Below are 13,034 nucleotides of genomic sequence, written 5' to 3' on the forward strand. Positions count from 1 at the left end.
CCCACGGCCCGGGACGGGCCCCGCCGCCCGGTTCCTATCCGCGCAGCGCCCTGAGGTGCTCGACCGCCTGGGGCAGCACCTTCTGCAGGTCGCCCACGATGCCGAGGTCGGCGATCTCGAAGACCGGCGCCTGCTCGTCCTTGTTCACGGCCACGATCGTGCCCGCCGTCTGCATCCCGGCGCGCTGCTGGACGGCCCCGGAGATCCCGCACGAGACGTAGAGCTGCGGGGAGACGGTGCGCCCGGTCTGGCCCACCTGCGCCTCGGGGCCGATCCACCCGGCGTCCACCGCCGCGCGGGAGGCCCCGATCGCCCCGCCGAGGACGTCGGCGAGCGCCTCGAGCGGCCCGAAGTCCCCGCCCGTGCCGCGGCCGCCGGCCACGACCACGCGCGCCTCGCCCAGCGCCGGGCGCCCGGAGGCCGGCAGCGCGGACCGGCCCACCACCCGGGCCGCGGGCACGGTGTCCTCGAGCACGTGCGTGCGCACCCGCGGGCACTGCGCCCCGGCCGGCCCCGCGCCGGGGGCGCCCGCGGCGGCGTCGGCCGCGGGGTCGGCGGGGAGCACGACCGAGTTGGGGCGGACGGTCGCGATCAGCACCGGGCTCGTGGCCCGGCACCGGGTGGTCCACCCCCCGGCGAGGACGGACTTGGTGGCGACGAGGTCTGCGTCGAGGGCGACCACGTCGGTGACCACCCCGGCCCCGAGCCGCACGCCCAGGCGCGCGGCGACGTCCTTGGCCTCGGGGGTGGCGGCGAGCAGCAGCGCCGTGGCGCCGGTCTCCCGGGCGGCGGCCTCCGCGAGCGCGACGGCCGGCGTGGTGAGCCGGTCGCCGGGCCCGCCCTCCGGGGCGTGCACGGTGCCCACCCCGTGGGCGGCGAGCTCGCCGAGCAGGGCGTCGCCGGGCGCGTCCGGCACGACGACGTGCGTCTCCCCCAGCGTGCCGGCGAGCACGAGCAGCTCCCGGTCGGCGCGGCGCAGCCGGTCCGTGGTGGCCAGCACCACCAGTGCGACGGTCGTGGTCGTGGTCATGGTCGTCCTCCTCCTGCCCGGCGGGCGGGCGCGTGCGATGGGGGTCCGGCGGGGTCGGCCGGGTGCTCAGACGAGCTTCCGGGCCACGAGGAACTCGGCGAGGCGGATGCCGCCCTCGCCGTCGTCGGCCACGACCTCTCCGGCCGTCCGGGGCGGGCGCGGCACGGCGTCGAGCACCTCGGTGAGCGAGCCTGCGAGGCCCACGTCCCCGGCGTCCAGGCCGAGGTCGGCGACGGACCACGTCTGCACGGGCTTCTTCTTGGCCGCCATGATCGCCTTGAAGTTGGGGTAGCGCGGGGTGTTGACCTGGTCCGTCACGGCCACGAGCGCCGGCAGCTCCGCGGCGACCCGGAGGGCCTCGGTCTCGGTGTGCCGGACGGCCGTGAGCGAGGCGCCGTCCTCGGCCAGCGCCAGGGAGCTCGCGAAGCCGACGTGGGCGAGACCGAGCCGCTCGGCGAGCTGACCGGGGACCAGGGACGTCTCGCCGTCGGTGGAGGCCATGCCGGTGAGCACGAGGTCCACGGCCCGGTCCTCCGCCGCGGCGATCCGCTGCACCGCCGCGGCGAGCACCCGGGCGGTGACCCAGGCGTCGGAGCCGGCGAGGGCGTCGTCGAGCACGTGGAACCCGGCGTCGGCACCCAGCTGGAGGGCGCGCTTGAGCGCGTCCGTCGCGCCCGCGGGGCCCAGGGTGAGGGCGAGCACGCGGTGCCCGGCCGCCGCGTCGCCGTGCGTCTCGACGATCTGCACGGCGGCCTCGAGGGCGTACTCGTCGAGCTCGGAGAGGATCCCGGACGCGCGCTCGAGCAGGGGCGGGCTCCCGGCGAGGACGCGGTCCCCCGCGGCGTCGGGGACGTGCTTGACGGGGACGACGATCGTCAGGGGCTGGCTCATGGTCTCCTCCGGACGGGACGGGGATGGACGGGACGGGGATGGACGGGACGGGGCGGGAACGGGCGGTCCGTGCGGCCGGACCGGGTCTCAGGCGTCCGCGCGGCGCACGAGGCGCTCGGCGTGGCGGATCAGGGGTTCGTCGACCATCCGCCCGCGGAACGCGAAGACGCCGGGGGTGCGGCGGGCGGCCGCGAGCAGCTCCCGGGCGGCCTCGACCTCCTCGGCATCGGGCCGGTAGGCGGCGCGGACGGTCCCGACCTGACCGGGGTGGAGGCAGGCGGTGGCCGCGAAGCCGGAGGCCACCGCGTCGAGGGCCTCCTCGCGCAGGCCGTCGTGGTCGGCGAGGTCGACGTGCACCGCGTCGATCGCGGGCCGGCCGGCGGCGCCGGCCGCGAGCAGGACGGCGGAGCGGGCGTGGCGGGCCACGTCCCGGTAGGCGCCGTCCCGGCGCCGGGACGAGCTGCCGCCGAGCGAGGCCACGAGGTCCTCGGCGCCCCACATCAGCGCGACCACGTTGGGGGCCCGTGCGATCTCGGCCGCGTTGACCACGCCCTGCGCGGTCTCGCACAGCGCGACGACGCGGTGCAGGCCCAGCTCGGCGGCGACGGCGAGCCGTTCCGCGGAGGCGGTCTTGGGCAGCATCACGGTGGTGTACCCGGTGTGCCGCAGCGCGACGAGGTCGTGGGCGAAGTCCTCGGTGTCCTCGGCGTTGATCCGCACGATCGTGCGGGCGGGGTCCAGGGGCGTGGCCACGAGGGCGTCCCGGGCGGCGGGCTTGGCGGAGGGCGCCACGGCGTCCTCGAGGTCGAGGATCACGGCGTCGGCGCGCTCGGCCGCCTTGGCGTAGCGCTCGGGGCGGTCGGCCGGGCAGAAGAGCAGGGCGGGTCCGAGGGTGAACGGGTCGGTCATCGGGGCTCCTTCGCCGGGGTGTCGCGGTGGGATGTCACGGTGTGCTGTCACTGCGGGGCGGCGTCGCGGGACCACACGAGCACCGAGCGGGTGCACTCGGCCACCACGACGCCCTCCTGGTTGCGGCCCACGTGCTTCACGCGGACGATGCCCTGCCCGGGCCGGGAGGCCGAGGGGCGGGCGCCGAGGACCTCGGAGGACGAGTACAGGGTGTCCCCGTGGAAGAGCGGGTGCGGGAAGGCGACCTCCTCGAAGCCCAGGTTCGCCACGATGGTGCCCTGGGTCAGCTGGGCCACGGACGCCCCCACGATGGTCGAGAGGGTGAACATGGAGTTCACGAGCCGCCGGCCGAAGGGCTGGCGCTCGGACCACGCGGCGTCCAGGTGCAGGGACTGGGTGTTCATGGTGAGGGTCGTGAACAGCACGTTGTCCGCCTCGGTCACGGTCCGGCCCGGGGCGTGCTCGTAGACGGTGCCGACCTCGAACTCCTCGAACCACAGCCCGCGCTGGCGGACCACCCGGCGCTCCTCGGTCACGGCGGCCCCCTCAGAGTCCGAGCTCGCGGGCGATGAGCATGAGCTGCACCTCGGTGGTGCCCTCGCCGACCTCGAGGATCTTGGCGTCCCGGTAGTGGCGGGCCACCCGGAACTCGTTGATGAACCCGTAGCCGCCGAAGACCTGGGTGGCGTCCCGGGCGTTGTCCATCGCGGCCTCCCCGGCCACGAGCTTGGCGATCGCGGCCTGCGTCTTGAACGGCCGCCCGGCGAGCATCCGGGACGCGGCGTCGTAGTAGGCCAGCCGGGCGGTGTGGGCGCGGGCCTGCATCCGGGCGATCTTGAAGGAGACGGCCTGGTTGTCCCCGATGGGGCGGCCGAAGGACTGCCGCTCGCGCGCGTAGCGCACGGACTCCTCGACGCAGCCCTGGGCCGCGCCCGTGGCCAGGGCCGCGATGGCGATGCGGCCCTCGTCGAGGATGGACAGGAAGTTGGCGTAGCCGCGGCCCTCCTCCCCCAGCAGGTTCTCCTCGGGGACGCGGACGTCCTGGAGGGACAGCGGGTGGGTGTCCGAGGCGTTCCAGCCGACCTTGTCGTAGGCCTTCTCGGCGCGGAAGCCGGGGGTGTCCGTGGGGACGATGATCGTGGAGATCTCCTTGCGCACCCGCCCGTCCGGCAGTTCCGTGGTGCCGGTGACCGCGGTGACGTTCACCAGGCGGGTGATGTCCGTGCCGGAGTTGGTGATGAACTCCTTGGCGCCGTTGAGCACCCACTGCCCGTCCTCCCGCTTCGCGGTGGTGCGGGTGCCGCCGGCGTCCGAGCCGGCCTCCGGCTCGGTGAGACCGAACCCGGCGAGCGCCTTGCCCGCGGCGAGGTCGGGGAGCCAGCGCTGCTTCTGCTCCTCGGTGCCGAAGCGGAAGATCGGCATGGCGCCCAGCGACACCCCGGCCTCGAGGGTGATGGCCACGGACTGGTCGACGCGGGCGATCTGCTCCAGCGCCAGGCACAGGGCGAAGTAGTCCCCGCCCATCCCCCCGTACTCCTCGGGGAAGGGCAGGCCGAACAGGCCCATCTCCCCCATCTGCGCCACGATGTCGTAGGGGAACTCGTGCGCGGCGTCGTACCGCGCGGAGACCGGGGCGATCACCTCGTCGGCGAAGTCGCGGACGGTGTCGGAGAGGTCCTGGTACTCCTCGTCGAGCTCGAAGTTCATGGGGTGCGCTCCTGGTCGATCGGACGGGGGTCGGTCTGCGGGCGGGTGCCGGGGTCCTCCGGGGCGCCGCCGGGCGTCCCGTCGGGTGTCCCTGCGGGAGCGCCGTCCGGCACGTCGCCGCGGGCGTCCCCGGGGACCGGTGCGGGCACGCCCTCGGGGACGACGTCGGGGACCACGCGGGCGAGCAGCTGGTGCAGCGCCACGCGGTCACCGGCCCGCACGGAGAGCTCGGCGGTGCCGGCGGTGGGGGCGGTCAGGCGGTGCTCCATCTTCATGGCCTCGACCACCACCACGGTCTGCCCCTCGGCGACCCTGTCCCCGGTGGCGGCCGGGACGGCGACCACGGTGCCGGGCATGGGCGAGTGCAGCTCCGGGGCGGCGGGCCCGGCCGTGCGCTCGAGGGCGGCCAGCGACCGCTCGAGCCGGGCCTCGCGGGTCAGCACCCGGAGCTCGTAGGCGCAGCCGCCCTCGCCCACCCAGACGCTGTCCGCGCCCGCGGCCACGTGGACCACCCGGGCCGTCCCGCCGCTCTCGAGCAGGTGCGCGGCCGGGCGGCCCGGCAGCGGGGTCAGGCGCACGGCGGGGTCCACGGCGGTCCGCCGGGGCTCCTCGAGCCCGTGGGCCAGCACCACCGCGGGCCGGGCGCGGCCGGCGGCCCGCCAGCCGTCCGGGCGGGACCAGGGGCCCGTGTCCCCGGCGGGGCGCGGGTCGGCGGGCCGGTGCCGGGCGAGGTGGGCGGCCGCGGCGGCGAAGTGGCTCTCGTCGGGGGCCGTGAACTCCAGCTCCGGCAGGCGCCGCTCGATGAGGGTCGTGTCCATGACCCCGGCGCGCACCCCGGGATCGGCCAGCAGGGCGCGCAGGTACTCGGTGTTGGTGCCCACCCCGAGCACCACGGTGTCCGCCAGCGCCAGGTCGAGCCGGTCGAGGGCCTGGGCCCGGTCGGCGCCCCAGGCGACGACCTTGGCGAGCAGCGGGTCGTAGTCCGAGCCCACGGTCAACCCCGGTGCCAGCGCGGAGTCCACGCGGATCCCCGGGCCGGAGGCCTCCTCCAGGGCCAGCACGGTGCCGGCGGTGGGCAGGAAGCCGCGGGCGGGGTCCTCGGCGTAGAGCCGGGCCTCGACCGCGTGGCCGGTGAGCACCACGTCCTCCTGCGCCAGGTCCAGCGGCTCCCCCGCGGCGACGCGGATCTGCTGCGCCACGAGGTCCGTGCCGGTGACCAGCTCGGTGACGGGGTGCTCCACCTGCAGGCGGGTGTTCATCTCCATGAAGTAGAAGGTCCCGGGCTGCGCGGCGGGCACCAGGAACTCCACGGTGCCCGCACCGGTGTAGCCCACGGAGCGGGCCACCCGGCAGGCGGCCTCCCCGATCCGCTCCCGGGCGGCGGGGTCCAGCAGCGGCGAGGGCGCCTCCTCGATGACCTTCTGGTGCCGCCGCTGCAGGGAGCACTCCCGCTCCCCGAGGTGGACCACGGCCCCGTGGGCGTCGGCGAGGACCTGCACCTCGATGTGCCGGGGGGACTCGACGAGCTGCTCGAGGAGCAGGGTGTCGTCCCCGAAGGCGGCCGCGGCCACCCGGCGGGCCGTGGCCAGGGACTCCGGCAGCTCGTCCGGGGCCGCCACCACGTGCATGCCCTTGCCGCCGCCCCCGGCCGAGGGCTTGATCAGGATCGGGTACGTCATCCCGGCGGCCGCGGCCGCCAGGGCGTCGTCGTCGAGACCGGGCTCGGAGACCCCGGGGACCGTGGACACCCCGGCGGCGGACACGTGCCGCTTGGCGCGGATCTTGTCGCCCATCGTCTCGAGGGCCTCCACGCCGGGGCCGATGAACACGATCCCCGCGTCGGCGCACGCCCGGGCGAAGGCGGCGTTCTCGGACAGGAACCCGTAGCCGGGGTGGATCGCCTGCGCGCCGGTGGCCCGCGCCGCCCCGATCACGGCGTCGATGCGCAGATAGCTCTCGGCCGGGGCCGCCGGGCCCACGCACACGGCCACGTCGGCCTCCCGCACGTGCACCGCGTCCCGGTCGGCCTCGCTGTAGACCGCGACCGAGCGGATCCCCAGCGCCCGGAGCGTGCGCAGGACCCGGCGGGCGATCTCCCCGCGGTTGGCCACGAGGACGACGTCGAAGCGGCGCGGCGGCGTGCCGGCGGTCACGGGGATCACATCCTGAAGAGGCCGAAGGCCGGCTCGGGCAGCGGGGTCCGGGAGCAGACCTCGAGGGCCAGCCCGAGCACCTCCCGGGTGTCGGTGGGTGCGATCACGCCGTCGTCCCAGAGCCGGGCGGTGGAGTACCAGGGGCTGCCCTGGGCCTCGTACCGGGCCCGGATGGGCGCCATGAACGTTTCGCGCTCGGCCGGGTCCCACTCCTGTCCGCGGGCGGCCAGCTGGTCGGCCTTCACGGTGGCCAGCACCGAGGCGGCCTGGGCCCCGCCCATCACCGAGATCCGCGCCTGGGGCCAGAGGAACAGGAAGCGCGGGGAGTAGGCCCGCCCGCACATCGAGTAGTTGCCGGCCCCGAAGGAGCCGCCGATCACCACGGTGAGCTTGGGCACCCGGGTGGTGGCCACGGCCGTGACCATCTTGGCGCCGTGCTTGGCGATGCCGCCGGCCTCGTAGTCGCGGCCCACCATGAAGCCGGTGATGTTCTGCAGGAACAGCAGGGGGATCCCGCGCTGGTCGCACAGCTCGACGAAGTGGGCGCCCTTCAGCGCCGACTCCGCGAAGAGCACCCCGTTGTTGGCCACGATGCCCACGGGGTGGCCGTGGACGTGGGCGAAGCCGGTGACCAGCGTGGTGCCGTACTCGGCCTTGAACTCGGAGAAGCGGCTGCCGTCCACGAGCCGGGCGATGACCTCGTGCACGTCGTAGCCGGAGTTGGGGTCGACCGGCACCGCCCCGGGGAGCTCGTCCTCGGCCACGGCCGGGGGCGCGGGCTCCCCCACCGGCCAGGCCCGCGGGCCCGGCGGCGGCAGGGTCGCCACGATGTCCCGGACGATCTGCAGGGCGTGGGCGTCGTTCTCCGCGAGGTGGTCGACCACCCCGGACGTCCGGGCGTGCAGCTCCCCGCCGCCGAGCTCCTCCGCGGTGACCTCCTCGCCGGTGGCGGCCTTCACCAGCGGCGGGCCGCCCAGGAAGATCGTGCCCTGGTCGCGCACGATCACGGTCTCGTCGCTCATCGCCGGGACGTAGGCCCCGCCCGCGGTGCAGGAGCCGAGCACGGCCGCGATCTGCGCGATGCCCGCCGCCGAGAGGTGGGCCTGGTTGAAGAAGATCCGCCCGAAGTGCTCCCGGTCCGGGAAGACCTCGTCCTGCAGCGGCAGGTACGCCCCGCCCGAGTCGACGAGGTAGACGCAGGGCAGCCGGTTCTCCAGGGCGATCTCCTGGGCGCGCAGGTGCTTCTTGACCGTCACGGGGTAGTAGGTGCCGCCCTTGACCGTGGCGTCGTTGCACACGACCATCACCTGTCGGCCGTGGACCAGGCCGATCCCGGCGATCACGCCGGCCCCCGGGCACTCGTCGTCGTACATCCCCTCCGCGGCCAGGGCGCCGAGCTCCAGGAAGGGGCTGCCCTCGTCCAGCAGGTGATCCACCCGCTCGCGGGGCAGCAGCTTGCCGCGCGCCACGTGCCGCCGCCGGGAGGCCTCGGGCCCGCCCTGCGCCGCCCGCTCCAGGCGCCGGTTCAGCTCCTCGGCGAGCCCCTGCTGGGCGGCCGCGTTGGCGGCGAACTCCCCGCCGCCCGGATCGACCTGGGTGCTCAGCACGCGCATGGGTTCCCTCCGCTCCGGGCCGGCCGTCCGGGGATGCCATTTCGGTTAATCCCGACTAACTTGGGCTTCAGGTTAGTGGTGGCTCACTAGAATGTCCAGGAATCCGACCCCGAGAGCAGGACCCGTGACCCAGACCCAGCGCGGCCCCGGCCCGTCCACCACCGTGCGCGGGCAGGCCAAGGCCCGGCGGCGCCAGGACCTCCTGGCCGCCTCCGCCACGCTCTTCGCCGAGCGCGGCTTCGCCGGCGTCTCGATCGACGACATCGGCGCCGCCGCGGGGGTCAGCGGGCCCGCGGTCTACCGGCACTTCCCGAGCAAGCAGGCGGTCCTGGGCGCGGTCCTGCTCGAGGTCAGCCACGACCTGCTCGACCGGGGCCGTGAGGTGGTGGCCCGTTCCCCCGATCCGGCCCGGCGGCTGCGGGCGCTGATCTCCTTCCAGGTGGAGTTCGCGCTGCACCGTCCCGCCGTGATCGTGGTGCAGGACCGGGAGCTGCCGAACCTGACCGAGGAGGACCGCCGCGCGGTCCGCGTCCTGCAGCGCGGCTACGTGACGCTGTGGGTGGACGCCCTGCAGGAGCTGGCCCCGGCGCGCGACGTCGCCGAGCTCACCCTGCGCGCCCAGGCCGCCTTCGGGCTCATCAACTCGACCCCCCACTCCTTGCGCACGACCCACCGGCTGCGCGCCCCGCAGGACGCGGGGCGGCTCGACGCGGCCCGGGCCGCCCTCGAGGAGATGACCTGGGCCGCGCTGCGCACCGCGTTCGCCCCGACCCCCACCAGCACAGGAGGCACCCCGTGACCGAGACCCCGGCGTTCTACGAGGAGGAGCACCAGGAGTTCCGCGAGGTGGCCCGCGAGTTCACGACCCGCGAGGTGGCCCCGCACTACGCCGCGTGGGACGCCCAGCACATGATGCCCCGCAGCCTGTGGACGGCCGCCGGCGGGGCGGGCCTGCTCGGCCTCGCCGTGCCAGAGGAGTTCGGCGGCATGGGCCTGACGGACTACCGGTTCCGCGCCGTGCTCGACGAGGAGCTGGTCCGGCAGGGCGCCCTCGGCGTGGCCCTGGCCCTGCACCTGCACGACGACTGGGTGCTGCCCCACCTGCTCGCCCACGGCACCGACGAGCAGAAGCGACGGTGGCTGCCGCGCATGCTCACGGGAGAGCTCGTCACCTCCGTGGCCTGGACCGAGCCGGGCGCGGGCTCCGACCTGCGCGGGGTGCGCACCCGGGCCGTGCGCGACGGCGAGGAGTGGGTGCTCACCGGTCAGAAGACGTTCATCGGCAACGGGATCAGCGGGGACGCCGCCCTCGTCCTGGCGCGCACGGACGGGGGGACCGGGCGCGCCGGGGAGGACGGTCTCAGCCTGTTCCTGGTGCACAAGGCGGACTCCCCCGGCTACGAGACCGGCAAGCAGCTCGACAAGATGGGGGTCAGGGCCTCGGACACCGCCGAGCTGTTCTTCGAGGACGTCCGGGTCCCGGCGGCGAACCTCGTCGGCGCCGAGGGCGGCGGGCTGCGGCAGATCCAGCAGGTGCTGCCGCAGGGGCGGCTGGCGGTCGCCGTGGCCGCGAGCGCCGTCGCCCGCTCGACCCTGGCGGACACCCTCCGGTACACCGGCGAGCGCACGGCCTTCGGCTCCCGGGTGCTGGACTTCCAGCACACCCGGTTCGAGCTCGCGGAGCTGACGGTCGAGGTGGAGGTCGTCGAGGCCTACGTGCAGCGGGCGGTGCACGCGTTCAACGCGGGGACCCTCGACGTGGTGGGGGCGTCCAAGGCCAAGTACTGGGCCGGCGAGCGGGCGCGGTCCGTGACGGACCGGTGCCTCCAGCTGCACGGCGGCTACGGGTACATCCTCGACTACCCGGTGGCGCAGGCCTATCTCGCGTCCCGGCTGCTGACGATCTTCGGGGGCACCAGCGAGATCCTGCGGGAGACCATCGGGCGGGCCGTGGCCGACGAGGCGTGAGGAGCGCCCCGGTCAGCGCACGTCCAGGGACGCCCGCCCGGTCCGGCGGGCCGCCGGTGCCGCGCCGAGCCGCTGGGACACCTCCCGGGCCGCCGCCACGGCGGCGGCCGCGAGCAGCTCGGCCTGCTCCGGCGTGACCCGGTAGCGGGGCGCGGCGACCATGACGGCCGCGACCAGCTGGTCCCGGTGGTCGCGGACGGCGGCGGCGACCCCGACCTCCTCCACGGAGGTCTTGCCGTAGTTGAGGGCCACCCCGTCCTCGGCGACCTGCCGCAGGGACTCCAGGTAGAGCTCGATGCCCGCCTCGGTGGGATCGGGCAGCTCGACGATCCCGGACAGCAGCAGCGCCCGGACCCGCTCCGGCGGCTGCTCGGCGAGGAAGATCTGCACCGAGGCGCTCAGGGCCGTGTCGTACCGGGTGCCCAGCGGGGTGGTGTGCTTGATCTGCCGCGGGCTGGGGATCTGCTCCACGCACACGGCCTGGTCGCCGTTCCAGACCAGCAGCGCGCTGGTCTCCTGGGTCTGCTCGGTGAGCTCGAGCAGCACGGGGTACGCCACCCGCCGCTCGTCCAGTTCCGCGAGCAGCGGGCCGGCCACGGAGATCAGGCCGAGGCCCAGGCGGTAGCGCCGCGTCTGCGGGTCCCGCTCCACCACGTCCTCCCGCTCCAGGGTGGTCAGGAGCCGGGAGACGGTGCTCTTGTGCAGGCCCACGCGCGCCGCGATCTCGGTCACCCCGAGCGTGGGTTCGGCCGCGGAGAAGCACCGCAGCACCCGCAGGGCGTGGGAGACGACGGACGCCGCGCGGGCTTCGCTCGAGGAGGCGCTGGCCGGTGATTCAGTCATAGGACTCTCCATTCTCCTGCACGGGGGCGGGTCGGCCGTGCACGGCCGTTCCGGCGGCGGGGCCGTGTGTCGCGGCCCCGCCGCCCGGAGGCCGTGCGACGGCGCTCGCGCCACGGGACGGTGGGCACGCCGCGACCGCGGTCAGGACCACCGTCCCGTGGGCGGGGATCACGGCCGCGCGAGCGCGTCCGGGACCGGCTCCCGTCCGGCGGGCACCGCGGCCGGCCGGGCCGGGGGCTGCGGGACCGCCCGCTCCACCACCGTGGCGTCCTCGCCGTCGGCCGCGTCCGGCGAGGGGTCGTTGACCTCGCGCTCCAGGCGCTCGGTCTCCGGGGTGCGGGTGAGCAGCCGCCGGACCAGGTTCGCGATCATCAACAGGATGACGAAGGAGAACGGGAAGGCCCCGATGATGGTGCCGGTCTGCACCGTGTCCACCACCGCGGTGCCGCCGAGCGTGAGCAGCGTGACCGCCACGGCGGCGATGCTGGCCACGAGCACCACGCGGAAGAGGGGCCCGGCCCTGCGCGGCGCGGAGACGAACTCGGCCAGGGCGTGGGCGCCGGAGTCCAGGGAGGTGACGTAGTAGGTGGCGACGAGCACGGTGGCGACCACGAGCAGCAGCGAGCCGACGACGGGCACGGACTCCAGCATGACGAACAGCCCGCTGGACGTGTCCGCCGCGACCGCCGCGGAGATGCCGCGGTCGCTGCGGTCGTCGTAGTGCAGCGCCGCCGAGCCGATCACGCCGATCCACGCCATCACGATCAGGGAGGGGACCACCGTGACGCCGATGACGAACTCACGGATGGTGCGCCCCCGGGAGATGCGGGCGATGAAGCCGGCGACGAACGGGCTGAAGGCGATGACCCAGCACCAGATGAACACGGTCCACCAGCCGTTCCAGCTGTCCTGCCAGGTGGCGATGTCCTGGCCCGCGGTCCCCGCGTCGGTCCAGAAGCTCATCGGGAGGAAGTTGGTGAAGAAGGAGCCGAAGGTCTGCGTGATGTTGGAGATGAGGAAGATCGTGGGGCCGAAGACGAACACGGCCACGAGCAGGACGATGCTCAGCACCGAGTTGAGCTCGCTGATCCGCTTCATGCCCTTGTTGATGCCGAAGAACGCGGAGACGGCGGTGAGCCCGCCCAGGCCCAGGATCACCAGCAGCCAGACGCCCGAGCTCGGCGAGAGCCCCGTGAAGGACGCGAGCCCCGAGCTGAACTGCATGGCGGCGAAGCCGAAGGACGTGGCCAGGCCCAGGACGGTGGCGATGATGGCCAGCAGCTCCACGACCACGCCGGCCCCGCGCTGCGACCACTTCGGCAGGATGTCGACCGTGGCCTCGCGGAAGGTGAGGGTCTTGCCGAGGTTGTGGTGGGAGTAGGCGAGGCAGACGGCCACCACGCAGTACATGGCCCAGGCCGTCAGGCCCCAGTGGAAGTAGGACCACACCATGGCACCCTCGGCCGCCCCGTCCTGCCCCGCGGGCACGACGGGGTTGTCGTCCCGGAGCAGGATGGGCTCGGCGACCGACCAGAAGATGAGGCCGATGCCCTGTCCGCAGGCGAAGAGCATCGAGTACCAGGCGAACTTGCCGTGCTCCGGGCGGGCGTCCGGGCCGCCGAGGCGGATCGAGCCGACGCGGCTGACGACCAGCCACACGCAGACGGCGACCGCCACGAGCGAGTACAGGATGAACAGCCACGTGAAGTTCCCGGTCACGAAGGTGCGCGCCGTGGAGATGGCCTCGGCGGCGCCGCCCGGGTCCATGGTCACCACCACCAGCACGGCGATGATGAGCAGGGGCGGGAGGACCGTGATGACGAGCCGGTCCAGGGCGGGCAGGTGCCGTCCCCGGAACCGCGGCACGGTCACGGCCTCGGTGGCGGCCGCCGCGGAGGCGTGTGACTTCTTCATGTGTTT

The 13,034-nt window shown here is 74.8% G+C and carries 11 protein-coding genes; 2 read left to right on the top strand and 9 right to left on the bottom strand.

The features are described 5' to 3' along the window. Window positions 1–34: 34 nt before the first annotated feature. The 7 genes from AC6CH6_RS16755 to AC6CH6_RS16785 form a co-directional block, all read right to left on the bottom strand. Window positions 35–1,030: an electron transfer flavoprotein subunit alpha/FixB family protein gene (locus AC6CH6_RS16755; protein ID WP_498255979.1), complete on the bottom strand. Its 996-nt coding sequence runs from the start codon at window positions 1,028–1,030 to the stop codon at window positions 35–37. A gap of 66 nt (window positions 1,031–1,096) precedes the next feature. Further along, window positions 1,097–1,921, bottom strand: a complete 825-nt coding sequence (locus tag AC6CH6_RS16760; RefSeq protein WP_498255980.1) for an electron transfer flavoprotein subunit beta/FixA family protein — start codon at window positions 1,919–1,921, stop codon at window positions 1,097–1,099. Between the two features lie 87 nt (window positions 1,922–2,008). Beyond that, window positions 2,009–2,830: an HpcH/HpaI aldolase/citrate lyase family protein gene (locus AC6CH6_RS16765; RefSeq protein ID WP_498255981.1), complete on the bottom strand. Its 822-nt coding sequence runs from the start codon at window positions 2,828–2,830 to the stop codon at window positions 2,009–2,011. Between the two features lie 47 nt (window positions 2,831–2,877). Next, window positions 2,878–3,366 (bottom strand): MaoC family dehydratase, encoded by a 489-nt coding sequence (locus AC6CH6_RS16770; RefSeq protein WP_498255982.1) that lies wholly within the window; start codon window positions 3,364–3,366, stop codon window positions 2,878–2,880. A gap of 10 nt (window positions 3,367–3,376) precedes the next feature. Then, window positions 3,377–4,537 (bottom strand): acyl-CoA dehydrogenase family protein, encoded by a 1,161-nt coding sequence (locus AC6CH6_RS16775; protein WP_498255983.1) that lies wholly within the window; start codon window positions 4,535–4,537, stop codon window positions 3,377–3,379. Further along, window positions 4,534–6,699, bottom strand: a complete 2,166-nt coding sequence (locus AC6CH6_RS16780; protein WP_498255984.1) for an acetyl/propionyl/methylcrotonyl-CoA carboxylase subunit alpha — start codon at window positions 6,697–6,699, stop codon at window positions 4,534–4,536. Before AC6CH6_RS16780 ends, AC6CH6_RS16775 begins: the two co-directional genes overlap by 4 nt. Further along, window positions 6,696–8,303 carry a carboxyl transferase domain-containing protein gene (locus AC6CH6_RS16785; protein ID WP_498255985.1) on the bottom strand — a complete coding sequence of 536 codons (1,608 nt, stop codon included), beginning with the start codon at window positions 8,301–8,303 and terminating at the stop codon, window positions 6,696–6,698. The genes AC6CH6_RS16780 and AC6CH6_RS16785 overlap by 4 nt, the downstream gene beginning before the upstream one ends. A gap of 124 nt (window positions 8,304–8,427) precedes the next feature. Between AC6CH6_RS16785 and AC6CH6_RS16790 the strand changes: the two genes are divergently transcribed. Then, window positions 8,428–9,102 (top strand): TetR/AcrR family transcriptional regulator, encoded by a 675-nt coding sequence (locus AC6CH6_RS16790; RefSeq protein ID WP_498255986.1) that lies wholly within the window; start codon window positions 8,428–8,430, stop codon window positions 9,100–9,102. Next, complete coding sequence (locus tag AC6CH6_RS16795) at window positions 9,099–10,271, top strand: acyl-CoA dehydrogenase family protein (protein ID WP_498255987.1); 1,173 nt, start codon at window positions 9,099–9,101, stop codon at window positions 10,269–10,271. Before AC6CH6_RS16790 ends, AC6CH6_RS16795 begins: the two co-directional genes overlap by 4 nt. 12 nt (window positions 10,272–10,283) lie before the next feature. On the opposite strand, the gene AC6CH6_RS16800 is transcribed toward AC6CH6_RS16795, so the two are convergent. Further along, window positions 10,284–11,114, bottom strand: a complete 831-nt coding sequence (locus tag AC6CH6_RS16800; RefSeq protein ID WP_133409862.1) for an IclR family transcriptional regulator — start codon at window positions 11,112–11,114, stop codon at window positions 10,284–10,286. 168 nt (window positions 11,115–11,282) lie between these two features. Next, window positions 11,283–13,028, bottom strand: coding sequence for a BCCT family transporter (locus AC6CH6_RS16805; RefSeq protein WP_498255988.1), 1,746 nt, complete (start codon window positions 13,026–13,028; stop codon window positions 11,283–11,285). Between the last annotated feature and the right edge of the window lie 6 nt (window positions 13,029–13,034).

This window comes from Kocuria sp. GQ42 (assembly GCF_059758435.1).

Coding starts and splice junctions, on each gene's coding strand:
- AC6CH6_RS16755 (WP_498255979.1), bottom strand. CDS start 1,030: ATGACCACGACCACGACCGTCGCACTGGTGGTGCTGGCCACCACGGAC.
- AC6CH6_RS16760 (WP_498255980.1), bottom strand. CDS start 1,921: ATGAGCCAGCCCCTGACGATCGTCGTCCCCGTCAAGCACGTCCCCGAC.
- AC6CH6_RS16765 (WP_498255981.1), bottom strand. CDS start 2,830: ATGACCGACCCGTTCACCCTCGGACCCGCCCTGCTCTTCTGCCCGGCC.
- AC6CH6_RS16775 (WP_498255983.1), bottom strand. CDS start 4,537: ATGAACTTCGAGCTCGACGAGGAGTACCAGGACCTCTCCGACACCGTC.
- AC6CH6_RS16785 (WP_498255985.1), bottom strand. CDS start 8,303: ATGCGCGTGCTGAGCACCCAGGTCGATCCGGGCGGCGGGGAGTTCGCC.
- AC6CH6_RS16800 (WP_133409862.1), bottom strand. CDS start 11,114: ATGACTGAATCACCGGCCAGCGCCTCCTCGAGCGAAGCCCGCGCGGCG.
- AC6CH6_RS16805 (WP_498255988.1), bottom strand. CDS start 13,028: ATGAAGAAGTCACACGCCTCCGCGGCGGCCGCCACCGAGGCCGTGACC.